The organism is Kribbella sp. HUAS MG21, from assembly GCF_040254265.1.
In the GTDB taxonomy this organism is placed as follows: Bacteria; Actinomycetota; Actinomycetes; order Propionibacteriales; family Kribbellaceae; genus Kribbella.
The window spans coordinates 7,087,079-7,108,713 of sequence record NZ_CP158165.1; the positions used below are offsets into that span (position 1 = coordinate 7,087,079).

The 21,635-nt window shown below is 68.7% G+C and carries 26 protein-coding genes; 13 read left to right on the plus strand and 13 right to left on the minus strand.

Features of this window, described 5'->3' with window-relative positions; translation table 11 throughout:
• Positions 1-121: 121 nt before the first annotated feature.
• Genes ABN611_RS34250 through ABN611_RS34265 form a run of 4 tightly spaced genes read left to right on the plus strand, consistent with a single transcriptional unit; the run spans position 122 to position 4,037 of the window.
• The gene (locus tag ABN611_RS34250; RefSeq protein ID WP_350276438.1) at positions 122-1,231 is read left to right on the plus strand and encodes an alpha/beta hydrolase; all 1,110 of its coding nucleotides are present in this window, start codon (positions 122-124) and stop codon (positions 1,229-1,231) included.
• Positions 1,232-1,241: 10 nt separating this feature from the next.
• Positions 1,242-2,150 (plus strand): universal stress protein, encoded by a 909-nt coding sequence (locus tag ABN611_RS34255; protein WP_350276439.1) that lies wholly within the window; start codon positions 1,242-1,244, stop codon positions 2,148-2,150.
• Positions 2,147-2,698, plus strand: a complete 552-nt coding sequence (locus tag ABN611_RS34260) for a sigma-70 family RNA polymerase sigma factor (protein WP_350276440.1) — start codon at positions 2,147-2,149, stop codon at positions 2,696-2,698. Before ABN611_RS34255 ends, ABN611_RS34260 begins: the two co-directional genes overlap by 4 nt.
• Positions 2,691-4,037: an FAD-dependent oxidoreductase gene (locus tag ABN611_RS34265; RefSeq protein WP_350276441.1), complete on the plus strand. Its 1,347-nt coding sequence runs from the start codon at positions 2,691-2,693 to the stop codon at positions 4,035-4,037. Before ABN611_RS34260 ends, ABN611_RS34265 begins: the two co-directional genes overlap by 8 nt.
• Here the strand turns inward: ABN611_RS34265 and ABN611_RS34270 are convergent.
• Entirely contained in the window at positions 4,023-5,057 is a 1,035-nt protein-coding gene (locus ABN611_RS34270) for a hypothetical protein (protein WP_350276442.1), read from the minus strand. The genes ABN611_RS34265 and ABN611_RS34270 overlap by 15 nt on opposite strands.
• Before the next feature lie 197 nt (positions 5,058-5,254).
• On the opposite strand from ABN611_RS34270, the gene ABN611_RS34275 reads away from it, so the two are divergent.
• From ABN611_RS34275 to ABN611_RS34285, 3 genes are all read left to right on the plus strand, one after another.
• Positions 5,255-5,806, plus strand: coding sequence for a YceI family protein (locus ABN611_RS34275; RefSeq protein ID WP_350276443.1), 552 nt, complete (start codon positions 5,255-5,257; stop codon positions 5,804-5,806).
• Between the two features lie 3 nt (positions 5,807-5,809).
• Complete coding sequence (locus tag ABN611_RS34280) at positions 5,810-6,190, plus strand: hypothetical protein (protein WP_350276444.1); 381 nt, start codon at positions 5,810-5,812, stop codon at positions 6,188-6,190.
• A 95-nt stretch (positions 6,191-6,285) separates the two neighbouring features.
• A complete protein-coding gene (locus ABN611_RS34285) occupies positions 6,286-6,840 on the plus strand; it encodes a Bax inhibitor-1 family protein (protein WP_350281721.1) in 555 nt (184 codons plus the stop codon).
• Here the strand turns inward: ABN611_RS34285 and ABN611_RS34290 are convergent.
• From ABN611_RS34290 to ABN611_RS34300, 3 genes are all read right to left on the minus strand, one after another.
• Entirely contained in the window at positions 6,812-7,255 is a 444-nt protein-coding gene (locus ABN611_RS34290) for an SRPBCC family protein (protein ID WP_350276445.1), read from the minus strand. The two genes, ABN611_RS34285 and ABN611_RS34290, sit on opposite strands and share 29 nt — an antisense overlap.
• 289 nt (positions 7,256-7,544) lie before the next feature.
• The gene (locus ABN611_RS34295) at positions 7,545-7,976 is read right to left on the minus strand and encodes a rhodanese-like domain-containing protein (RefSeq protein ID WP_350276446.1); all 432 of its coding nucleotides are present in this window, start codon (positions 7,974-7,976) and stop codon (positions 7,545-7,547) included.
• A gap of 22 nt (positions 7,977-7,998) precedes the next feature.
• Positions 7,999-8,655 (minus strand): metalloregulator ArsR/SmtB family transcription factor, encoded by a 657-nt coding sequence (locus ABN611_RS34300; protein WP_350276447.1) that lies wholly within the window; start codon positions 8,653-8,655, stop codon positions 7,999-8,001.
• Between the two features lie 36 nt (positions 8,656-8,691).
• On the opposite strand from ABN611_RS34300, the gene ABN611_RS34305 reads away from it, so the two are divergent.
• Complete coding sequence (locus ABN611_RS34305; protein WP_350276448.1) at positions 8,692-10,041, plus strand: rhodanese-like domain-containing protein; 1,350 nt, start codon at positions 8,692-8,694, stop codon at positions 10,039-10,041.
• Entirely contained in the window at positions 10,038-11,276 is a 1,239-nt protein-coding gene (locus ABN611_RS34310; RefSeq protein ID WP_350276449.1) for an MFS transporter, read from the plus strand. Before ABN611_RS34305 ends, ABN611_RS34310 begins: the two co-directional genes overlap by 4 nt.
• On the opposite strand, the gene ABN611_RS34315 is transcribed toward ABN611_RS34310, so the two are convergent.
• A complete protein-coding gene (locus tag ABN611_RS34315; RefSeq protein ID WP_350276450.1) occupies positions 11,273-11,842 on the minus strand; it encodes a class I SAM-dependent methyltransferase in 570 nt (189 codons plus the stop codon). The two genes, ABN611_RS34310 and ABN611_RS34315, sit on opposite strands and share 4 nt — an antisense overlap.
• Before the next feature lie 164 nt (positions 11,843-12,006).
• Here ABN611_RS34315 and ABN611_RS34320 point away from each other — a divergent pair, with 164 nt between their 5' ends.
• Entirely contained in the window at positions 12,007-12,522 is a 516-nt protein-coding gene (locus ABN611_RS34320; protein WP_350276451.1) for a DinB family protein, read from the plus strand.
• A gap of 1 nt (position 12,523) precedes the next feature.
• Here ABN611_RS34320 and ABN611_RS34325 read toward each other — a convergent pair whose 3' ends face one another.
• Positions 12,524-12,850, minus strand: a complete 327-nt coding sequence (locus ABN611_RS34325) for a metalloregulator ArsR/SmtB family transcription factor (protein ID WP_350276452.1) — start codon at positions 12,848-12,850, stop codon at positions 12,524-12,526.
• Positions 12,851-12,912: 62 nt separating this feature from the next.
• On the opposite strand from ABN611_RS34325, the gene ABN611_RS34330 reads away from it, so the two are divergent.
• Positions 12,913-13,956: an NAD(P)/FAD-dependent oxidoreductase gene (locus ABN611_RS34330; protein ID WP_350276453.1), complete on the plus strand. Its 1,044-nt coding sequence runs from the start codon at positions 12,913-12,915 to the stop codon at positions 13,954-13,956.
• A gap of 25 nt (positions 13,957-13,981) precedes the next feature.
• On the opposite strand, the gene ABN611_RS34335 is transcribed toward ABN611_RS34330, so the two are convergent.
• Together ABN611_RS34335 and ABN611_RS34340 are read right to left on the minus strand one after the other, a co-directional pair.
• A complete protein-coding gene (locus tag ABN611_RS34335; protein ID WP_350276454.1) occupies positions 13,982-15,202 on the minus strand; it encodes an MFS transporter in 1,221 nt (406 codons plus the stop codon).
• A complete protein-coding gene (locus ABN611_RS34340) occupies positions 15,202-16,581 on the minus strand; it encodes an FAD-dependent oxidoreductase (RefSeq protein ID WP_350276455.1) in 1,380 nt (459 codons plus the stop codon). Before ABN611_RS34340 ends, ABN611_RS34335 begins: the two co-directional genes overlap by 1 nt.
• A 90-nt stretch (positions 16,582-16,671) precedes the next feature.
• Between ABN611_RS34340 and ABN611_RS34345 the strand changes: the two genes are divergently transcribed.
• Together ABN611_RS34345 and ABN611_RS34350 are read left to right on the plus strand one after the other, a co-directional pair.
• Positions 16,672-17,025 carry a metalloregulator ArsR/SmtB family transcription factor gene (locus ABN611_RS34345; RefSeq protein ID WP_350276456.1) on the plus strand — a complete coding sequence of 118 codons (354 nt, stop codon included), beginning with the start codon at positions 16,672-16,674 and terminating at the stop codon, positions 17,023-17,025.
• Between the two features lie 8 nt (positions 17,026-17,033).
• Positions 17,034-18,089, plus strand: a complete 1,056-nt coding sequence (locus tag ABN611_RS34350) for an ArsO family NAD(P)H-dependent flavin-containing monooxygenase (protein WP_350276457.1) — start codon at positions 17,034-17,036, stop codon at positions 18,087-18,089.
• 10 nt (positions 18,090-18,099) lie between these two features.
• Here ABN611_RS34350 and ABN611_RS34355 read toward each other — a convergent pair whose 3' ends face one another.
• The 5 genes from ABN611_RS34355 to ABN611_RS34375 are packed head-to-tail and all read right to left on the minus strand — an operon-like array spanning position 18,100 to position 21,605.
• A complete protein-coding gene (locus tag ABN611_RS34355; protein ID WP_350276458.1) occupies positions 18,100-18,501 on the minus strand; it encodes an arsenate reductase ArsC in 402 nt (133 codons plus the stop codon).
• Complete coding sequence (locus tag ABN611_RS34360; RefSeq protein ID WP_350276459.1) at positions 18,498-19,232, minus strand: MIP/aquaporin family protein; 735 nt, start codon at positions 19,230-19,232, stop codon at positions 18,498-18,500. Before ABN611_RS34360 ends, ABN611_RS34355 begins: the two co-directional genes overlap by 4 nt.
• Positions 19,229-19,897 carry an arsenate reductase ArsC gene (locus tag ABN611_RS34365; RefSeq protein WP_350276460.1) on the minus strand — a complete coding sequence of 223 codons (669 nt, stop codon included), beginning with the start codon at positions 19,895-19,897 and terminating at the stop codon, positions 19,229-19,231. Before ABN611_RS34365 ends, ABN611_RS34360 begins: the two co-directional genes overlap by 4 nt.
• Entirely contained in the window at positions 19,894-20,592 is a 699-nt protein-coding gene (locus ABN611_RS34370) for an ArsR family transcriptional regulator (RefSeq protein WP_350276461.1), read from the minus strand. The genes ABN611_RS34365 and ABN611_RS34370 overlap by 4 nt, the downstream gene beginning before the upstream one ends.
• Before the next feature lie 32 nt (positions 20,593-20,624).
• On the minus strand, positions 20,625-21,605 hold the full coding sequence (locus ABN611_RS34375) for a hypothetical protein (RefSeq protein WP_350276462.1): 981 nt from the start codon (positions 21,603-21,605) through the stop codon (positions 20,625-20,627).
• Positions 21,606-21,635: the final 30 nt, after the last annotated feature.

Sequence of the window (21,635 nt, forward strand, 5' to 3'; positions counted from 1 at the left end):
GGCAGCCCGGACCAGGGAGGGGACCAGGGAACGTCACTGGCGCACCGGACGGGCGCGGGCGGCCAGTCTCGGTGGAGTCGACAGATCACAGCGCATCTGTCCCTTTCGAAGGAGTCCCCTGATGACTGCCTCTCCCCCGGAACCACCAGACGACGTCGTCGACGACCAGTGGTCGGCGCCTCGGCACCCGTTCTCCCGCCGGGGATTCGTCGGCGCGGCAGCGGCCGCTACCGGCGTTTCGCTGTTCGGCGGGTTGGCGACGTCCACCGCGTCTGCGGTACCGCAGCGAACCCGAGGCAGCATCGGCTCGGTGTCCACGGCCCCGAGGCTTCCGTCCGGCTTCACGAGGACATTCACGAGCCGCTTCGTCGAGGCCAACGGGATCCGTCAGCACGTGGTCATCGGCGGCGGCGGTCCGCCTCTGCTGCTGGTCCACGGGTGGCCCGAGAACTGGTACGCCTGGCGATTCCTCATGCCGGCACTCGCGCGTGACTTCACCGTCATCGCCGTCGACCAGCGCGGGATCGGCCTGTCCGAGAAGGCATCCGACGGCTACGACACGGCCACGCTGGCCGATGACCTGGCCGCGCTGATGACCGCACTCGGCCACGACCGTTTCGCCGTCGTCGGCCACGACACCGGCTACATCATCGGCTACGCGCTGGCCGCCGACCACCGCGACCGGGTCAGCCGGCTGGTCGTCGCCGAGATCCCCGGACCGCCCGGCGTGGAGGATCCAGAACATCCCGCGCCGCCGTTGTTCCTTCCCGAGTTCCTCAACAACAGGCTGTGGCACATCCCGTTCAACCGGGTCGACGACGAACTGATCGTGGACATGGTCCGAACCAACGCCAACGCCTTCTACCGCTACGAGTTCGCCATCCAAGGCGGCGGCGCCACGCTCCCGGACCATGCCATCGACTACTACGTCAGCCTGTACAACCGCGACCGGAACGCGCTGCGAGCCAGCTTCGGCCTCTACCGTGCCTGGGACGCCCACCTCGCGCAGAACATGGAGCGCCAGAAGACACCGCTGACGCTCCCAGTCCTCGGGATCGGCGGCGAGAACAGCTGGGGTCCGGCCGCGGCCGCGGGCATCAGGCCCGCCGCGAGCGACGTACAGGGAGCAGTCATCGCCGGCGCCGGCCACTGGCTTGCCGAGCAGGCTCCGGCGCAGATGCTCGAGATCCTGCGCAGCTTTCTGGCGCCGTATCTGCAGGGCGCCGGGTAGGGAGCCACACGTGTACGACCCGAAGGTCTCGCGGAGCGGAGTACGTCGAACGGGCCCCGTTGTCCTGGCCGCCGTCGGCAGCCTGGCGGACGGTCTCGATGCCGTCGCCTGGGCTGCCGCCGAGGCCTCGGCCCGCCACGCCAGCCTCCACCTGCTGCACGTGATCCCCTTCGACCCGTTCGGCCTTGAGTACGTCGGACCGGGCGACGGTGGCCCCTACGACGCCGCGCGGCTCTTCGTCGACCAGGCCGCCGAGCACGCCCGCCGCGTCGCGCCACACCTGTCGATCGCCACACGCATCAGCGCAGGCGACCCCGCACGCACGATCGCGCTCGAAGGCGACAAGGCGGATCTCGTCGTACTGGGACGCGAGGCGAACTGCCGGCCACTTCACGGCTGGAGCAGGTCGCTGATCCTCCAGGTCACCGCGCGATCCCGAGGCCCGGTCGCGGTGATCGGCTTCGCCGTGCGACCACTCAGCGGGTGCGCCGCTGGCCGCGTGGTCGCCGTGGCACCCTCGTACCTCACCCCAACCGCCGCATGGGCAGTCCTTGGAACGGCGTTCAACGCCGCCCACCAACGTGGAATCGGCGTGACAGTGCTTGCGGATGTGACCGGCAAGAACTCACCGAGCGGCACCAGCCTCGACGAGCTGCTGGCACCACATCTGCAAGCATTCGCCGACGTCGACGTACGACGAGAACCCCTGACCGGTCCGCGAGGGTCCCTTCTCACGCACACTTCTCGGGCCGCTGCGCTCGTCGTGCTGCCTGTTCCCGAGACACGGGTCGCCAGGTGGCGATCGAGATCCGCGATCCGCCGGCTACTCGAAACCGTCCCGGCGCCCATCACGTTCGTGCACGCACGCTCCGGCCCGCTCCTCGTTCGCCGGGCAAGTTCTGTCGGCGGTGCCCGATGATCAAGACGCCGGTGGACGCGAACACACCATGGGACGACCTGGTGCGGGATCACTTCGCCCAAGTCTACCGGATCGCCTGCGGCCTGACCCGCAATCGCCACGACGCCTGCGACCTCACACAGGACGTCTTCGTCCAGGTCTTCCGCAACCTCGCGACGTACACGCCGCAGAACTTCGACGGCTGGCTCTACCGGATCACGGTGAACCTGTTCCGCTCCCAAACACGCCGCAACCGGCAGCTCCGGCTGCACCAGCTTGGTCAGGACGTCGTCGACGAGCGTCCGTCCGGGCAACCTGGTCCGGACGAGCTGCTCACGGATCGAATCGTCGACAACGACATCCGTGCCGCCCTGGCCGATCTGCCGACGCAGTACCGCGTCGCGGTCCTGCTCCGCGACATCGACGGGCTGAGCAATCAGGAGATCGCAACCGTTCTCGACATCAAACGCGGCACGGTCGGCAGCCGGCTGCACCGCGGACACGCGCGCCTGCGGGCGGCGCTGGCGCACCGCGCCCCGACAGCATCACACGGAGGACATCATGCCTAGGATCCTCATCGTCGGCGGCGGGTACGCCGGCTTCTACACAGCCTGGAAGCTCGAGAAGAAGCTCCGATCGGGCGACGCCGAGGTGACGCTCGTCGACCGCCGGCCGTACATGACCTACCAGCCGTTCCTCCCCGAGGTCCTGGCCGGCTCAATCGAAGCGCGCCACGCAGGCGTGTCCCATCGACGCCATTTACGCCGCACCCGCCTGGTCGCCGGCATGGTCACGGCAATCGACCACGCGCATCGGGTGGTCACCGTCAGGCACAACGACGGTCACCGCCTGGATCTCGGGTACGACGTCATCGTCGTCACCGCGGGCGCCGTCACCAGGAAGTTCGCCGTACCGGGTATCGCCGAGCAGGCCATCGGCCTGAAGAACGTCGAGGAAGCGGTCGCGATCCGGGACAAGCTCCTCACCGCGTTCGACCTGGCCGCCGGACTGGCCCCCGGTCCACGTCGCCGCAAGCTGCTCACTGTCACGTTCGTCGGCGGCGGCTTCACCGGAGTCGAGGGCTTCGGCGAACTCCTGTCACTCGCGACCGCGCTGCTGAAACGCTACCCGGAGATCAGGCGTGAGGAATTGCAGTTCCACCTCGTCGAGGCGACCGGTCGGATCCTGCCCGAAGTCACCGACGGGCCGGGACGCTGGGTGGTTCGTTCACTGGAACGGCGCGGCGCCCACGTCCATCTGAACACGCAGGTGACCTCAACGGTCGATGGGCACGTCGTACTGTCCACCGGCGAGGAGTTCGACTCGGAACTGATCGTGTGGGCGACCGGGAACGGCGTCAATCCCGTCATCGGCAGGCACACCGATCTGCCCGTCGACCGCCGCGGCCTGGTCGTGGTGCGTCCCGATCTCCGGGTCGGAACCGACGACGACCCCGTGCCCGACGCCTGGGCCGCCGGTGACGACGCCGCCGTACCCGACCTCGCATCGCCGGTGCAGGGTGCGCTCGCGGTACCCAACGCTCAGCACGCCTATCGCCAAGGGAAGCTCCTCGCGCGCAACATCGCGGCCACGCTGAAGGGCAAGAAGCCGAAGAAGTACCTGCACCACAGCCTTGGCGCTGTCGCGACGCTCGGCATCGGCCGCGGCATCTTCCAGTACCGGCGCCTCGTCATCACCGGCCTTCCCGCCTGGCTGATGCACCGCGGCTACCACGTACTCGCCGTACCCAGCTGGGAGCGCAAGATCCGGGTCTTCTCGGTCTGGCTGACCGCGGCCCTGTGTGGCCGGGACATCCTCTCGCTGGCCGCCGTACAACGGCCGCGCGAAGCCTTCGTCACCGGCGGCGAACCGGTCGTTCCCGCCGAAGACAGGTCACCCACTCCCTGACTGCACGCTCGTTCGCCGGCTCACGAGGCCTCGCACGAAGTCACGCAGGCTACCGCCGAGAATGGCGAGGATGGACGCCGTCGAGATTGTCAGGACCGCCCAGGCGACCACCTTCCAGCCGTCGAACTCGAGCCCGGCAGCCCACCGGACGCCGGCGTTGCCCAGGACCGCGAGCGGGAACGTGAAGACCCAGTGCTGGGAGCTGAACGGCAGGCGCAGATAGTCGGGAAGGAAGAAGAGCTGCACCAGCAGGGTGAACAAGGTGACACCGCCGATCGCCCCCTGCAAGTGGTCGATCTCGCCCTCAGTGATCATGAACCACGCCAGGCTGGCTGTTCCTGGCGGCGACAGCAGGATGGACAGCACCGGCTTGAAGGGCTGCGCAAGCGGCGTACCGAAGAACAGCCGGCTGGTGATGACCGCGCCCAGCAGCAGCCAGAAGTACGTCCCGACGCCGAAGACGGCAATCGCCGCGGAGCGGCTGCCGACGGCGGCCAGACCGATGCTCGCGATGAACGGGCCCGCCACCACCGGCAGGAAGTAGCCCGGATGCATCGCGTCCTGCTCCAGCGGTGCACCCAGCCAATGAGCCACCAGCGCGGCGGCGTTGATCGCCAGCGCGACCACGGCCACGCAGACGAGCCAGAGCGCAGCATCGCCGAGGCTCGGAGCGTAGTGCGCGACCAGCAGGATCGCGATCACCGGGATGTACGCCGTCAGCGGGCCGAACAACGGATGCCGCAGGTCGACCCTGAACCCGCCCGAGTCCTGGCGAACCGCACCGATGACGTATATGCCGGTGAAGGTCGCCCAGACGACGGCGGAGGCTGCGTAGGCCAGGTCAGCGGGAGCGGCCGAGACGCCCAGATGCCGCGTCGCCGCTTCCCACACTCCACCGAGCCCAGCGAGACCCAACGGGATCGAGAACAACGCGATAGGCAGCGCCGAGCCAGGCATTCTCGCCTTGGCGCTCACTGCCGACGCGGCCGGCGCCGGTGGATCTACGCTCGTGGACTTCATGGTGACCCCACTCTCGATCGACAGTAGGGCCACCATCTCCGCCGGCCCGTTGATGGCGAACCGGTGACGGCCCCTGGCTCCGCCCCTGGCACCCCGGCCTACCGGGCCCCGTGGCCGGGCCAGTACCGATCCCGGGCGCGATCACCGGTCCGCCGAGGCCACGCTGAGACTCAGCCGATTGCAAGGAGGAGAGCAGCATGGCGACCGCAACAGCCGAGCTCACCGGCGAATACACCATCGACACCGCACACAGCCGCGTCGGGTTCGTTGCCAGGCACGCGATGGTGACGAAGGTCCGCGGAGCGTTCAACCAGTGGGAGGGCACTGCCTACATCGACGGAGCGAACCCAGCCAACTCGTCAGCGCGCGTGACGATCGACGCCAAGAGCATCGACACGCGCAACAGGCAGCGTGACGACCATCTGCGCAGCAACGACTTCGTCGACATGAACACCCACCCCGAGATCACCTTCGCGTCGACCAGCGTCGAGCAGCTCGACGACAGCACCTTCCGGATGATCGGCGACCTCACGATCCGCGGCGTCACCAGGCCGGTCGGCATCGACTTCGAGTACACCGGCACCGCCGTGGACCCGTACGGCAACCGGCGCGTCGGCCTGGAAGGCTCGACCGTCATCAACCGCAAGGACTTCGGCGTGACCTGGAACGCGGCGCTGGAAGGCGGCGGCGTACTGGTCTCCGAGAAGGTCACCTTGGAGATCGAGGTCTCCGCCGTCAGGAACCCGTGACCCATGCGCGGGCTGGATGACGTCATCGTCGCCGACGGTGACGAGGTTGCACCTGACCTCATGCTGCGAGCGTTGACGGCCGGCGAACTCGTCTACCCCAACGGCGCGACGCAGATCTTCGACGCCGTCGGCGGAACGACGTACGTCGAGAACGGACGACCGACGCGAGGCGAGTGGTATGTCGACGAAGAGGGCCGCTTCGGATCCTTCTGGCCACCCGACTACCGGGCCGACTACGCCCTCCACTGGATCGTCGAGGACGGAATCATCGCCGGACTCCGCTTCACCGACCGTGCCGGCACCCGCTACGACGGCCACTACCGAGCCCGCACCGCCGCGTCGGCCCATCCCGGCGCCACTGAGAGAAGGACCGGCAATAAATGAGTCCTTGACCTCTCCCCCCGCCCGGAGCCACCGAACGAGACCGCACCCACACGCTGTTCGTCCAGACCACACAGTACGCCGCCGGCACCGCCGCGCTGTTCGCACTCGGCGCGGACGTCAGCCGGGATCTCCACGGCAACCGGGGAATCGTCGCCTTCCTCGCCGCCCTCGGATGCCTCATCGGCATGCAGTTCGACGTCCGCAAATCCGTCGAGCTGACAGTTGGCTTGCTGGGCGCCTTCGGCCTGCTGACGGGCCCGGCCGTTGCACCGATACTCGCGTACTACGCGAGCGCGAACCCGCCGACCTTGTGGCAGGCCACCGCTGCGACCGCCTGGTTCGTCACCGGCTTCGGCGCCGCAGGCTATGCGACGAAGCGGGACCTGTCGGTCATCGGAAGGCTCGGCTCCTGGGCGCTGATCGGACCTACGAGGCTCCCCGGAAACAGACTCGGCCCCCCTCCTCGCCGCCTCGATCCTCCTCGACATCCTCAACGTCTTCCTACGCTTCCTCCAACTCTTCACCCACCCCAACGAGACCTGACCCAACCCCCACCCCACCAGCAAACGTCGTCACAAGCCCAGTGTGATCCTGAGAACCGGTACGGCGACGTGCCGACGACTACCCTGCGGACTCGAGGCGGGCCTTGAGGCGGGCCATGTTGCGCTGCATCTCCTTGCGGGACTGGGGACGGACCAGCAGCGGAACCAGGATCTTGCCGATGCCGTGGCCTTCGAAGTCCAGATCGATGGTGACCTTGCTCCCCTTTCGTCCGTCGACCGGCTCGACAGTGACGTTCACGCGAGACCTGATCGGGCCGTCGACGCCATGCACGGCCCAGGCCCGCGGCGGATCCAGCACGGTCACCTCAGACGTGAACTCCCGCTCGGAGCCACCGATCCGGCGCGTGGTCATGCACTTCGAACCGACGGCGGTGGGCCCTTCGTCCATGTGACCGCCGGCCACATTCTCCTGCCACTCGGCGAACCTCGCCGGATCGGTCACGTAGTCGAATACCTCCTGCGGTGAACGCTCGATGTCCACCTGAGACACGATCGACGCCATCTCGTCCTCCTCGTCTGCGCTCGGGCACGAAGCGAGCTCTCGCTACGTTGACGAATACCGCTCAGAGACCGTCCACTACCTCAACGATCACGGGAGTCTCGAGCGATCGCCATCACCGCCGCGCCGATCACCTGCCCGATGGTGTCACCGGCGGTGTCCGGGTCGGGCCGGCCGGCATCGAGCCAGGCGACCACCGCCTCGACCGCGATAAGGGAGGGCTGATGCTCGCCGCTTACGGCGCGGCCGTCATCACCGCCGGACTCTGGCGAACCGCCCGGCTCGATCTGGCCTAGCGGCCCGCCTCGGCGTCCTGGCCTGGTCCGCGGGGCATCCGGGGTCCAGCTGGAGTCAGCACCGGTAGGCCGGCGGCGACCCACGCCTGGAAGCCGCCGATGACGTCGGTACTGCGACTCAGTCCAAGTCGGCGCAGGGAGTCCGCCGCCAGGCTCGAGGCATAACCGGCATCGCACACGATGATCCACCGGACCGAGGTGTCGACGGCCTCGGGGATGCGCCCGGGACTGGCCGGATCGAGGCGCCACTCCAAGTGGTTCCGCTCGATCACGATCGCGTCCGGCAGCTCACCGCCCGCGCGTCGCTGGAACTCCGGGCGGGTGTCCACCAGAACCGCATCACGCTTCTGCGCCGCGATCCACGCTGCCGCCGGCTCGAGGCGCACCAGGCGGGCGCGAGCCTCCGCCAGCATCTCGTCGATTCCCATCCTCCGTCCCCCTTACTGACACTCAGACGGCGACGGGCAAGTCCGCCAGGCGCCACTCGAGCATGCCATCGGCCAGCCGGACCGCCCGGCGACCTGAGTCGGTCAGCGCCCGCACCGCCTCATGGGCGAGCACGCAGTACGCACCCCGGCAGTACGCGACGATGGTCAGGTCGGCAGGCAGTGATGCAAGCCGCTCCGTCAACTCCTCGACCGGGATCGACACAGCGCCGGGGATATGGCCGGCGGCGTACTCCTCGACGGGCCGTACGTCGATCAGCGTGACGTCCCCTGTTTCCAGGCGCAGCAGCAACTCGTCCCGGGTCAGCTCGTCGGTGTCGTCATCGCCCAGATAGGCAACCGCGGCGCGGTTGACTCCGGCAACATGCGCCGTCGCGACACCTCGAACCTGTGACCAGAGCTCAGCCACATCGGCGCCGGCGAGCCGGTAGAAGACCTTCGTGCCCTCTTTGCGGGTCGCCACCAAGCCGGCGTGCCGAAGAACCTGCAGGTGATTCGACGCGGTGGTGAGCCCGAGACCGGCGCGGCCGGCCAGCAGTTCGACCGGCCGCTCTCCCTGCGCCAGCAGATCGAGCAGCTCCAGCCGCTTGGCGTTGGCCAGCGCCTTGCCGACCTTCGCGAACTCCTCGAACAGCTCCGCCTTGCGCGTCGCATCACCCATTGACATTCCTCCAGATATTCATGGAATAGTGTAGGAGTGAGTGATGGTGCGGACAAGATGCTCGCGCCGGTCGTCGACAAGGGGCTCGGCAACTCGGCGTACCTGGTCGACCTCGGTGATCGGCGGGCGCTCGCCGTCGACGCGTCGCTCGACCTCCGGGCAGTCCGAGCCGAGGCTGAGCGACGGGGCCTCACGATCGCTTTCGCGGCCGACACCCATCTCCATGCCGATTTCCTCTCCGGCGCTCTGCAACTCGCCGAGACCGACGGCGCCCAGGTCCTGGCGTCGGCGGCCGGGCAGCGGACCTTCGACCACGTCGGTCTGAGCGACGGAGATGAAGTCGATCTCGGCGGGCTGACCCTGCGGGCTCTTGCCACTCCTGGCCACACCGGCGAACACCTCGCCTTCGAAGTGCTCGACGGCTCGAAACCGCTCGGCGTGTTCAGCGGCGGGTCACTGATCGTCGGCGGCGCAGCCCGGACCGATCTCGCGGGCAGCGAGAAGACCGAGGCGCTCAGCCGCGCTCAGTACCGATCGCTACGACGGCTCCTCGAACTACCCGATGAGACGCCTGTCTGGCCGACCCATGGCGCCGGCTCGTTCTGCTCCGCTCCAGGCAACGACGAACGAACCACCACCATCGGCCGAGAGCGGTCCAGCAACCCGCTGCTGGCCGCGCCCGACGAGGAGACGTTCGTCAAGGAACTCCTCGGCGGGCTCGGCAGCTTCCCGCCGTACTTCCTCGACCTGCCCGAAGAGAACCGAACCGGTCGTGCGGTCGCCGGAGCACCGACCGTGCCCGGTCTCGACGCGGCGCGCGTCGCCAAGCTCGCCCACCTCGGCGCACTGGTGGTCGACGTCCGTCCGGTGCGAGACTTCGCGGCCGGACACATCCCGGGGGCGCTCTCCATCCCGCTCAGAGCCCAGTTCGTGTCCTGGCTCGGCTGGCTCCTGAAGCCCTCGACGCCGTACGTCGTCATCCGCCGCCCGGACCAGGACCTGGCCGAGCTCGTCTGGCAGGCCGTCAAGATCGGGTACGAAGCACCCGTCGGCGAACTGTCCGGCGGGATGACGGCCTGGGATGGCCCCACCACTCAGACACCACTGCTCAGCGCGAGCGAGATCGGCAGCAGCCGGGTGCTGGATGTGCGTCAGGACAACGAGTTCTACAACGGCCATCTCCCGGACGCCCTGCACGTCGAGCTGGGCGATTTGCCGGACCACGTGGCTGAGATGCCTGACGAACCCCTCGTGGTCATGTGCGGTCACGGAGAACGTGCGATGACCGCCGCGAGCATCCTGCGCCGTCACGGCCACGCGGGCGTGCGGGTTCTCGAAGGTGGCGTGGACGACTGGACGGCAGCGACCGGCAGATCACTCGCATGATCACCAAGGTTCCCGAACTCGGGTTGCGGGCCAACCTCGGCCAGTTCGGCCTGCTGGTCGCGGCGAACGCGCTCGTCGGCGGCATGCTCGGCCAGGAACGGGTCGTGCTGCCGTTGCTGGCCGAGCAGACGTTCCAGCTCACCGCGTACACCGGGGCACTGACCTTCATCCTCGCCTTCGGCCTCGTCAAGGCGATCACCAACTTCTTCGCCGGCACCTGGTCGGACCGCTTCGGCCGCAAACCCGTCCTCGTGGCCGGCTGGCTCATCGGCATCCCCGTCCCGCTGTTGCTCATCTGGGCGCCGAACTGGGGCTGGGTGATCGCCGCCAACGTGCTGCTCGGCGTCAACCAGGGACTCACCTGGTCGACCACCGTGATCATGAAGATCGACCTGGCCGGACCCGCCCGCCGCGGCCTCGCCATGGGTCTCAACGAAGCGGCAGGGTACGTCGCCGTCGCCGGGACCGCGATGGCCACCGGCTACCTCGCCGACGCGTACGGACTGCGACCGGCGCCGTTCCTCCTCGGCATCGCCTACGCCGCACTCGGCCTCGGACTCTCGACCTTCGTCGTCCGTGAGACCCGCGCGCACGCGCACCACGAAGCCGGCACCACCCACCACGGCCTCACAACCCGCGAGGTCTTCACTCGGACCAGCTTCACCGAACCCGCCATGTCCTCGGCGTCCCAGGCCGGTCTGGTCAACAACCTCAACGACGGCCTGGCGTGGGGGCTCTTTCCGATCCTGTTCGCCGCCCACGGCTTGGGCCTGGCCGACATCGGGCTGCTCGGCGCGCTCTACCCAGCGGTCTGGGGCCTCGGCCAACTCGCCACCGGACCACTCTCGGACCGAATCGGCCGGAAGTGGCTCATCGCCGGCGGAATGCTGCTGCAAGCCGCAGCGCTCGCTTTGGTTGCTGCCAGCACCGATTTCGTGGGCTGGCTGGTCGCAGTGACTGCGCTCGGCCTCGGAACGGCGGCTGTCTATCCGACGCTGCTCGCAACGATCGGGGACGTCGCCGCACCGACCTGGCGCGCCCGGTCGGTCGGCGTTTACCGCTTGTGGCGTGACGGTGGATTCGCCGCCGGTGCTCTCCTCGCCGGCGTCATCGCCGACCTCTGGGGCATCTCAGCTGCTGTCTGGACGGTCGCGGCGCTGACCGCTGCCTCAGGTCTCGTCGTCGCCGCCCGGATGTACGAGACCCATCCCAGGAGTAGGTCGTCTTCGGTCTAGTCACGACTACCCGGCTTTTGCAGCCGGACGCGTTCGAAGTACCCGGCCCACAGACGCTCACGCGCCACCAGGTTGAAGCCGACTTGTTCGCCGAGCGTCGCCGGTCGGCCGCGTCGCCAGCGCTTCTCGAAGTGGTCGAGCAGTATCAGCGAGCCACCTGGCCGAACCACGCGATAGGCCTCGGCCAGAGTGGCTGTGCGGTCATCGACATCACAGATGGCCAAGGTGCAGACCACGGTGTCGAACGAGTCCTGACCGAACGGGAGCCGCTGACCGTCAGCGACAGCCAGCCGAACCGCCCGACCCAGCTCCTGAACACGTTCCGCCGAGATCTCGAGACGCTCACGATCGATGTCCACCGCAACCACTTCGGCGTCAGCCGGGTACCACCGAAGGTTGAGTCCCGTGCCGGCACCCAACTCCAGGGTCCGCCCGCCCGCCTGGCGACAGACCCACTCCCGGCTGTTCCCGATCAGCAACCACTCACAGCCGTACCCGGCGCCGTACCCCGAGGTACGGTCCAACCGACGACGTCGGACGCGGGTGGATCGGGTTGACCGCTGCATGGGAAACACCTACCTGCGAGCGTACGCCAGAACCTTCACCGTTGCGCTGCACGTAGCACGCGTGGGCCTCCTCCACTCCCCCACCCTCTTCCAGCCTCGCGGCGGTCGGTGCGCGACGGTGAGGGACCTCTGGCGCTCTTCGCGCAGGCGCGGATCATTGAGGTATGAACAGGCAGTTGGTTCACGACGAGCTCGAGCGGGTTCGTGCGGACTTCAGGCAGCTGGTGGAGGCGGCCGATGACGACGTACTGCGCAGGCCGTCGAACGGGACGCGATGGGACAACCGGCAGTTGCTGTTTCACATGCTGCTGGGATTTCTCATCATCCGTGCGCTACTCGGGCTTGTTCGCGTCTTCGGGCGGCTGCCGCGCCGCGCCAGTCGCGCCTACGCGCGGTTGCTGAATGCCGCGACCCGGCCGTTCGACGAGGTGAACTACCTCGGTTCGTACGCCGCCGGTCACACGGTCAGCCCGGCTCGGATGGTGGTGATGTTCGACCATGTCGTCGACAAGCTCCATCGTCGCCTGGAAGCCGAGACCGACGCCGACCTGGCCCGCGGCATGCACTACCCGACCCGGTGGGACCCGTTCTTCAAGGAGTACATGACGCTGGCCGACGTGTACCACTTCCCGACCCAGCACTACGACTTCCACCGCCGTCAGCTCACGCTCGGCGAATGAGTCAGCAGCAGCCCTTCAGGTAGGTCTGGAGGTCGGCGAGGGCTTCGGCGGCGCCTTCTCGGTCGGCTCGGTAGAGGACGGTCTTGCCGTCGCGGCGGGAGGTGACGATGCCGCCGCGGCGGAGGATGTCGAGTTGCTGGGAAGCGGTCGACTGGCCGATGCCGGCTTGCGCGGCGACCTCGTTGACCGAGAGTTCGGCGCCCCGGGCGAACAGGAGCATGATCCGCTGGCGGGTCGGGCTCGACAGGGCCTTGAGGAAGTCGTGCGTGGCGGCGCGCAGCTCGGCCGGGAGGCCCGCCGGCTCCTCCAGATCTGATCGCTGCGCCATACACGGCAGTGTAGCCAGTATCGTCATTTCGCCATATCGCGATATTACGATATGTTGGCGTCATGAGAAACGACTCCGTGGTGATCATCGGCGGTGGGCAATCGGGACTGGCCGGGGCGTTCGCGGCGCGCGACGCGGGGCTGCGGCCGGTGCTGCTGGAGGCCGGCGAGCGGACGGTCGGGTCCTGGCCGCAGTACTACGACAGCCTGACGCTGTTCTCCCCCGCGCGCTACAGCGGCTTCCCGGGCGCACCCTTCCCCGGTGCGCCGGATCGCTATCCGACCAGGGACGAGGTCGTGGCGTATCTCGACCGGCTCGCCGCTGGTCTCGACGCCGAGATCCACACGAACACCCGGGTCACCACCGCCGAGCAGGACAGCACCGGCTTCGTCGTCCGCACGGACGCGGGCACGCACTTCCGGGCCGGCGCGGTGATCTGCGCGACCGGTTCGTTCACCAATCCCTACATCCCGGACATCCCCGGCGAGTTCACCGGCAAGCTTCTCCATGTCGCGGACTACCGCAGCCCCAAGCAGTACGCCGGCCAGCGCGTCGTCGTGGTCGGCGCCGGGAACTCCGCGATCCAGGTCGCCTACGAACTCGCCGAGGTCGCCACCGTGAGCCTCGCCGTACGGCGTCCCGTCCAGTTCGTCCCCCAGATCCGCGGCGGCCGCGACATGCACTACTGGCTGCACACGCTGCGACTTGACCTCCTGCCGCCCTCGGTGCTGAAGCGGCTGATCAAAGGCACGCCGGTCTTCGACACCGGCATCTACAGCAACGCCCTGAAGGCCGGACTGCTGGACCAGCGACCGATGTTCACCCGCTTCCACGGCGACCAGGTGGAGTGGGCGGACGGCTCCCGTGAGCAGGTCGACGCCGTCATCTTCGCCACCGGCTACCGCCCCGACGTCGCCTACCTCAAGGACCTCGGTGCCCTCGACGACACTGGCATGCCGCTCCACAAGCGCGGCATTTCGCTGACCCACCGCGGACTGGCCTACCTCGGCATCGAGTTCCAGCGCTCGTTCTCGTCGAACACGCTGCGCGGCGTCTCCCGCGACGCGAAGTACGTCGTCCGCGCCACCGCACGCGGCCGCGGCTGAGCTCGGTCTCCTCGACGGGTGCTCGTCACCGGCGAGCTGACGGCGCCACGGTACGCATCCGTTGTACGGCGAACAGCAGCAGACCTGCGCCGGCGCAGGCTGCCGCGACCAGGACAACGAGCGTCCGGTAGCCGAGCGACGCCGCCAGGAGCGCGCCGCCCAGTGGCGCGGCGGCCTTCGCGATGAGGATCGGCGCGGCCAGCGTGCCCGCGACCGTCCCGAAGCCGGTCGCGCCGTACCTTTCCAGCAGGAGCGCCGGGGTGGCGATCGAGGCGACGCCGAAGCCGAGCCCGAACAGGACCAGGCACGCCACCGCGCCCGGCAAAGACCCTCCCACAACAGGCAGCAGCGACATCGCTACCCCCTGACCGACGAGGACGAGACCGACGATCGTCGCCATGGGCAACCATCTCGTGGAGACCGTGGTAACGACCCGGCCGGTCACCGACAGCAGGCCGAGCAACCCGGCCAGTGTCGCCGCGACGACGGCCGGGTGACCGAGGCTGATCAGATACTGCACGAGATGTACGGCGATGACCGCCAGTGCCGCACCGTGAAGCACGAAGGTTGCGGCGAGCAACCAGAATGCCGGGTCCCGCAGCACCCAGGCCGGCGACCCGCGGCGTCGTCGTGCGTGATGAGCAGCAGTCGAGGCACGCCGCAGCCCGATGCCGTGCAGTGGGATCGTCAGCGCCGCCAACAGAACAGTCAGTACGACGAGCGCCGGCCGCCACTCGATCCGGTCCACCAGCTGCCCGGTCAGCGGGATGAAGATCGAACTCGCGAATCCCGCGACCACCGTGATCCCCAGCAACGCCTTGGCCCGCCGCGCGGGCTCCGTGACCGCCACGACCACCGCGAACGCAGGCTCGTACAGCACCATCGCCGACGCCACACCGACGACCACGAAGACGCCGTACAGCTGAACGGCGTCGTGCACCTGCGACCAGCCGAGCACCGCCACCGAGCCGACCACGGATCCCGCCGTCATCAACCCGTGACCGCCACGGGCGTCAAGCCGGCGCCCGACCGGAATCGACAACAGGCCCGACACCAGCACCGCCACCGTCAGCGCGCCCGCGGCTGTCGTGTGCGAGATCCCGAGGTCGGCGCTCATCGGGCCGAGGATCACGCTGAAGGCGTAGTACAGAACGCCGTACCCGACGGTCTGCGTGACAGCGAGCGCACCGACCAGCCGTCCGGGGCTGACCACCGCGCGAGTGGTCAGCCCCGGACTCGCGGTCATCAGTTGCAGCAACCCGACTGCGTGGCCGGTTCGGCCTCGATGACGGTGAGGAGACCACCGCTGATCCCGGTCGCCAGGCCACGGCTCACCGGCACCTCGACGCTGACCGGCGCCGGGCCGCAGCACCCACCCGCAGCCTCGTCGGCCGAATCCCCGTACGCCAGGTTCGACGAGCAAACACCGGTCTCCGGCAGGTTCAGCTGAACGTCACGCGCGGCCTCCCAGTCACCGGCCAGCGCCGCCACGACCGAACGCGCCTGCTCGTAGCCGGTCGCCAGCAGGAACGTCGGCGCCCGGCCGTAGGACTTCGCACCGACCGCGTAGTACCCCGGCTCGGGGTGTGCCAGCTCGTCCACGCCGTGCGGCGGAACCGTTCCACAGGAGTGCTTGTTCGGGTCGATCAGCGGCGCGAGCGCCCGGGTCGAGCCCAGGATCGGGTCCAGGTCCAGCCGCAGCTCACCGACCATGTCGTGGTCCGGCCGGAACCCGGTCGAGTTCACCACCGTGTCCGCGATCACCTGCTGGCCGCCGGCCGTCAGCACGATCCGGCCGTCCGCCGTACGCGCCATCGACTCGGTCCGGAAACTGCTCACCAGCTCGACCCGGCCCGACTGCACCAGCCGCTTCAGCCGGGCGCCGAGCGCTCCGCGCGCCGGCAGTTCGTCGGCGTCCCCGCCGCCGTAGGTCCGCGCCTGGTCCGTGCCCCGGACGACCCAGACGACCTCGGTCCCCGGCTCGTGCTCGGCCAGCTCACCCAGCTCGAGCAGGGTCGTCGCCGCCGAGTGACCAGCACCCACAACCGCCGTACGACGGCCCACGAAGCGCTCGCGGTCGCGCCCGAACACGTCCGGCAACGCGTGCACGATCGCGTCCGCGACCTCGTCCTCACCCCGTGCCGGGATACCCGACGCACCGAGAACGTTCGGGCGGCGCCACGTCCCCGCCGCGTCGATCACGGCCGACGCCACGACCTCGTCCCCGTCTGCCAACCGCACCAAGAACGGCGCCGTCTCGCGGCCCGCCGTACGGATGCGGTCGTAGCCGACCCGGGTCACCGCGACCACCTCGGCGCCGTACCGGATCCTGTCCCCCAGCGTCTTCGCCAGCGGCGCCAGGTACTCGTCGATCAGCGCGCCACCGGTCGGCAACTCGTCCAGGTCCGGCTCGATCCACAGGCCCTGCTCCAGCAGCCGGCGCGCGGCACCGTCGATGTCATAGCGCCACGGGCTGAACAGCTTCACGTGCCGCCACTCGTCGATCGCCGCAGCCGCGGTCGGCCCCGATTCCAGGACCAGGAACTCGAGTCCGCGCTCGGCCAGGTGCGCCGCCGCGGCGAGCCCCACGGGTCCCGCTCCGATGACTACCACCGGCCCTGTCACCAGCTCTGTCACCATCATCCTCCGTGCTGTCTAGAAGTTCGTCTAATCAGGAAGCTTGCCTCTTGATTCGACAGGAGTCAAGATAGACGCATGCCTAAACAGGAGCTGCCGGTTCTCACCACCTGCTGCACGCCGATCTCCGAGGCTGCCCTCGACCCGGTGCAGGCTGCCGACGGCGCCGCGGTCTTCAAGGCGCTCGCGGACCCGATCCGGCTGCGGCTGATGTCGATCATCGCCTCGGCCGGCGACGAGGTGTGTGTCTGCGACATCACGCCGCACTTCGAGGTGAGCGGCCCGACGATCTCGCATCACCTGAAGGTGCTGCGCGAGGCCGGTCTGGTCGACTGCGAGCGCCGCGGCACCTGGGTCTACTACTGGCCGCTGCCTGAGCGTCTGACCTGGCTGTCCACCTTGCTGTCCGTGCCCGCTGCCGCCACCGCCTGACGACGGCCGTGAGGACAGCATCTCGCGAGGTGCGGGCGGTGGTCATCGGCGGCGGCCAGGCCGGACTCGCGACCGGGTTCTACCTGAGGCGGTCCGGCCTGACTCCCGGCCGGGACTTCGTGATCCTGGACGCGGCGGCGACAGCCGGCGGCGCGTGGGCCCGGATGTGGCCGACGCTGCGCACGTTCTCTCCCACGCAGTACTCGTCCCTGCCCGGCTGGATGATGCCGCCGTGGACCGGCGACAGTGGCTACCCGCTGGCGGCACACGTCGTGGACTACCTCACGCGGTACGAGGAGCGCTACGAGCTCGACGTACGACGCTCCGTCTCGGTCGAGTCGGTGAGTCCGGGCGACAGCCTCGTCGTGCACACCAGCGACGGCGACTGGTCGGCCGAGCTTGTCATCTCGGCAACCGGCACCTGGTCGAGACCCTTCGTGCCGAGGTACCCCGGAGCGTTCGCCGGCCGCCAGCTGCACACCGCCGACTACCGTCGCGCGTCCGACTTCGCCGGTCAGCGGGTGCTGATCGTCGGCGGCGGCAACTCGGCCGCACAGATCCTGGCCGAAGTCTCGACGGTCGCCGAAACCACGTGGGTGACGCTCCGGCCGCCGGGATTCCTGCCCGACGACGTCGACGGCCGGGCGCTGTTCGAGATCGCGACCAGGCGGCACCGGGCCCGCCAGCTCGGCGAGCCCGACACCGGCGGGGTCGCGGGGCTCGGCGACATCGTCATGGTCGACAGCGTGCGTGACGCCCGCGACCGCGACGTCCTGCATGCGCGCCGGCCCTTTGCGCGGCTCGTCGACCACGGGGTGCGCTGGACCGACGGCACCGAGTCGACGTTCGACACGATCATCTGGTGCACCGGCTTCCGCCCGGCACTCAGCCACCTGAGCCGCCTCGGACTGCGCGGTCCCGACGGCCTGATCCCGACCCACGGCACGCAGGCGATCAAGGAGCCCCGCCTCCAGCTGATCGGGTACGGCGACTGGACAGGCCCCGCCTCGGCGACCCTCATCGGCGCCGGTCGCACCGCCCGCGAACTCGTCGCCGGCCTCTGACCGTCGAGCGTCAGGAGACCTGCAGCTCGCCGACGAGCTTCTCGACGCGGGCGCGGATCTCGTCGCGGACCTGGCGGACGACCTCGATGGGCTGACCGGCAGGGTCGGTGAGCTCCCAGTCCTCGTACCGCTTGCCGGGGAACACCGGGCACGCGTCACCGCAGCCCATCGTGACGATCACATCGCTGCCCTGCGCGACGTCGTACTCGAGCTTCTGCGGGACCGCGCCGGTGATGTCGATGCCGACCTCCCGCATCGCCTCGACCGCGACCGGGTTGATCTGGTCCTTCGGCTCCGAACCGGCCGAGCGGACCTCGACCGCGTCACCCGCCAGGTGCCGCAACCAGCCCGCGGCCATCTGCGACCGGCCGGCGTTGTGCACACAGACGAACAGAACACTTGGCTTGCTCACGGGGAAACTCCAGCTTCCTTGGGGGTGACAACCTCATCCGCAGCCTGTGCGGCTCGCGGATACAGCAGGGCCAGCAGGCCCACTCCGACAGCGGCTCCGGCGAGCTGGGCGATCACGAAACCCGGGACAGACGCCGGCGCGATCCCGGCGAAGGTGTCGCTGAACGCCCGCCCGATCGTGACCGCCGGATTGGCGAACGACGTCGAGGACGTGAACCAGTACGCCGACCCGATGTAGGCACCGACCGCGGCCGGCGCGAGCACGGCCCGGCCTGACGCCGCCAGCGCGAAGATCAGAACGATCAGCCCGGCCGTCGCGACGACCTCACCCAGCCAGAGATGGCCGGACGCTCTCTGCGTGGTCGCCCACGAGACAGCCGTCTCGCCGTACATCAGATTGGCCAGTACGGCGCCCAGAACCGCGCCGCCGATCTGTGCCGGGACGTAGGCGGTCAGGTCGCGCGCTGGCAGCCCGGTGCCACTGCGGCGGCCGAGCCACCAGTCAACGACCGAGACCACCGGGTTGAAGTGTGCTCCCGACACCGGGCCGATCATCAAGATCAGCACCGCCAGGCCGAGCGCGGTCGCGAACGAGTTCTCGAGAAGCTGCAGCCCGACATCGTCCGGTGACAACGTCGCCGCGGCGATCCCGGACCCGACAACGACGGTGACCAGCAGACCGGTTCCGAGGCCTTCGGCAACCGCCCGTCGCCACAGTGGCGTTGCGTTCACCGGCCGCTCACCACGGGTACGGCGAGTTCGGCGAGCAGACCGCGAACGCGGCGCTCGATCTCGTCACGGATCGGGCGAATGTCGGCCACCTCCAAGCCGGCGGGATCGTCCAGATCCCAGTTCTCGTAGCGCTTACCGGGAAAGATCGGGCACGCGTCACCGCAGCCCATCGTCACGACGACGTCGGCGGCGCGAACCACCTCGTCGGTCCACGGCTTCGGGTACTCCGCCGAGATGTCGATGCCGCGCTCGGCCATCGCGGCGACCGCGGCCTCGTTCACCTCGATGCCCGGCTCAGAACCGCCCGACCAGCCGACCGCCTGATCGCCGGCCAGGTGCTCGAAGAACCCCAGCGCCATCTGACTGCGCCCGGCGTTGTGCACGCACAGGAACAGCACGACCGGCCGACCGTCGTCGTGATGCCCCTCGACCTTCGCCAACGCCGTGAGCCGCTGCCGCGCGAACCGTTCAGCCAGCAATGGCAGGAAGTTCGGGACCGTGCTGCCGGTCGCGAACTGGTCGTAGCTCGAATGCAGGAACCGCTCGATAGTCTCAGCGCCGTAGAACTCGGCGAACCGCTCCCGCAACCGCGTCGCCGCCGTACGCAACGCGAGGTGCTGATCGATCGACAAGTCTTGCCGGTGGAACCCACTGACATCGGTCATCTACCCGTCCCCATCTTCTTGCTCGGCGCAACCAGTGGCGCCAACCGCTCGATCCGGCCGGCGATCTCTTCGTAGGCAGCCTCGAAGGCCGCATCCGTGTCCGCCGGCGCCGGATCCGGCACCGACCAGTGCACTCGCGGCCGCGCCTCAGCCGGCAGATGCTCATACGCGATGTCGCACACCGCGATCACCAGATCATCCGGCTTCACCACGTCGTTGACCTGACTCGTCCGCCACGTGTCCGGATCGAGCCCCCGCCGACGCGCGATCCTCGCAGCCCGCGGATGTACACGCTCCGCCGGCCGGGTTCCCGCCGACACGGCCGGCACATGGCTACGCCGCGCCCAGATCGCCGCCGCCAACTGCGACCGAGCCGAGTTGTGCGTACACACGAACACCACCCGCGGCACCGGAGGGAGCGGAGGAATCCCCACCCTCGACAACGCCTGAGGCACCAACCTCACATACGTCCGCCGATGATCCCCCTCCGACCGCCCCCGCACGACGAGCCCAGCCTCCTCCAACACCTTCAAGTGATGCGCCACCAGGTTCGTCGGCATCTCCAGCAGCGCACCCAACTCCCCGGGCGCCGCATCCCCCACCACCAATGCATCCACAATCGCCAACCGCGCCACATCCCCAAGCGCCGCATGCACCCGCGCCCGCTCCGCCAGAGAAATCCGCTCAACACTCATTGCCTCAATGATTACTGAGCTAATTGCGCCTGTCAACCGCGGTTGTAGGGCTGTACCGGCGCCTTGCTGGCGCCGACTCTCACGTTCCGGAAGTCGGAACGGAATGTCGCGCCCGGCTGGTAGTCCTTGTACATGCCGAACTTGATCCTGAACGCGTTCTTGAAGGAGTCGTCCTTGCACCTGGAGCGCGTCGCGTAGCCGAAGTACTCCTCCCGCTCGAAGAGCTTCTCCTCGACGGTGGTCGCTCCCACTCTCTTGTGGTACACCGCGATACGCCCCTTGGGCGCGCCGTCGTGGTAGGGCTCCACGTTGTACTTGATGACGAAGGAGTGCCACTCGTCGGTGCCGATGCTCTTGGTCGCCATCGAGATGTCGTAGTTCGTGTCGGGGTCCTCGCCCCGGCGCACGAACTGGAGGTTGTGCCCGTTGCCGGCACCGGACTGTATGCGTACGCCGCCGATCGGGTTCGCGGTGCACTGCCACAGTTGGAGCACGTACGCCCCGCTGCCCGTCACGTCATCGACGCCCGCGGGGATGCGAACGTCGAACCCGACCCACACGTCGGTGTGGAACGGCAGGTCCCAGCCTGTCGCCAGCTCCGTGCGGTCCCGGAGGGTATTTCCAGCAGAGTCCTTCCAGGTGTTCTTGGCAGGGTCCTCGACGATGGCGCCTTCGTACCTGAAGTCCTTGTCCGTGCGGAACGTCAACGCCCGCGCATCCGAGGTCCCGGTGATCTGGGGTGCCTGCCCCGCTCCCTGACACTTGCCAGGAAACCAGCCGGCGCCCTCCCGGAGGTTGCCGCCGGCGCCAAGCGTCGCACTGCACGCACTGGCGTTCTCGATCGTCCAGCTCTCTCCTGCGATACCCGCCGAGTAGCTCGGAACCGCGGCTGCTGCCGCACTGGCGGATCGTGAGTTCGTCACTGCAGCGATACCCACCGAGGCGCTCAGGGTTGCCGCAACGGTGAGAGCCATCGTCTTTCGAGCAAGTCGACTGGGGGCGGAGATCTTCATCTGTGTCATTCCTTCCTTAGCGGGAAGTGC

Bases quoted from the DNA above. Each gene is read 5' to 3' on its own strand.
- ABN611_RS34310 (WP_350276449.1), top strand. From the start codon at position 10,038: ATGATCACCAAGGTTCCCGAACTCGGGTTGCGGGCCAACCTCGGCCAG.
- ABN611_RS34320 (WP_350276451.1), top strand. From the start codon at position 12,007: ATGAACAGGCAGTTGGTTCACGACGAGCTCGAGCGGGTTCGTGCGGAC.
- ABN611_RS34280 (WP_350276444.1), top strand. From the start codon at position 5,810: ATGCGCGGGCTGGATGACGTCATCGTCGCCGACGGTGACGAGGTTGCA.
- ABN611_RS34260 (WP_350276440.1), top strand. From the start codon at position 2,147: ATGATCAAGACGCCGGTGGACGCGAACACACCATGGGACGACCTGGTG.
- ABN611_RS34375 (WP_350276462.1), bottom strand. From the start codon at position 21,605: ATGAAGATCTCCGCCCCCAGTCGACTTGCTCGAAAGACGATGGCTCTC.
- ABN611_RS34335 (WP_350276454.1), bottom strand. From the start codon at position 15,202: ATGACCGCGAGTCCGGGGCTGACCACTCGCGCGGTGGTCAGCCCCGGA.
- ABN611_RS34250 (WP_350276438.1), top strand. From the start codon at position 122: ATGACTGCCTCTCCCCCGGAACCACCAGACGACGTCGTCGACGACCAG.
- ABN611_RS34270 (WP_350276442.1), bottom strand. From the start codon at position 5,057: ATGAAGTCCACGAGCGTAGATCCACCGGCGCCGGCCGCGTCGGCAGTG.
- ABN611_RS34365 (WP_350276460.1), bottom strand. From the start codon at position 19,897: ATGACCGATGTCAGTGGGTTCCACCGGCAAGACTTGTCGATCGATCAG.
- ABN611_RS34300 (WP_350276447.1), bottom strand. From the start codon at position 8,655: ATGGGTGATGCGACGCGCAAGGCGGAGCTGTTCGAGGAGTTCGCGAAG.
- ABN611_RS34315 (WP_350276450.1), bottom strand. From the start codon at position 11,842: ATGCAGCGGTCAACCCGATCCACCCGCGTCCGACGTCGTCGGTTGGAC.
- ABN611_RS34370 (WP_350276461.1), bottom strand. From the start codon at position 20,592: ATGAGTGTTGAGCGGATTTCTCTGGCGGAGCGGGCGCGGGTGCATGCG.
- ABN611_RS34275 (WP_350276443.1), top strand. From the start codon at position 5,255: ATGGCGACCGCAACAGCCGAGCTCACCGGCGAATACACCATCGACACC.
- ABN611_RS34345 (WP_350276456.1), top strand. From the start codon at position 16,672: ATGCCTAAACAGGAGCTGCCGGTTCTCACCACCTGCTGCACGCCGATC.
- ABN611_RS34330 (WP_350276453.1), top strand. From the start codon at position 12,913: ATGAGAAACGACTCCGTGGTGATCATCGGCGGTGGGCAATCGGGACTG.
- ABN611_RS34290 (WP_350276445.1), bottom strand. From the start codon at position 7,255: ATGGCGTCGATCGTGTCTCAGGTGGACATCGAGCGTTCACCGCAGGAG.
- ABN611_RS34325 (WP_350276452.1), bottom strand. From the start codon at position 12,850: ATGGCGCAGCGATCAGATCTGGAGGAGCCGGCGGGCCTCCCGGCCGAG.
- ABN611_RS34265 (WP_350276441.1), top strand. From the start codon at position 2,691: ATGCCTAGGATCCTCATCGTCGGCGGCGGGTACGCCGGCTTCTACACA.
- ABN611_RS34295 (WP_350276446.1), bottom strand. From the start codon at position 7,976: ATGGGAATCGACGAGATGCTGGCGGAGGCTCGCGCCCGCCTGGTGCGC.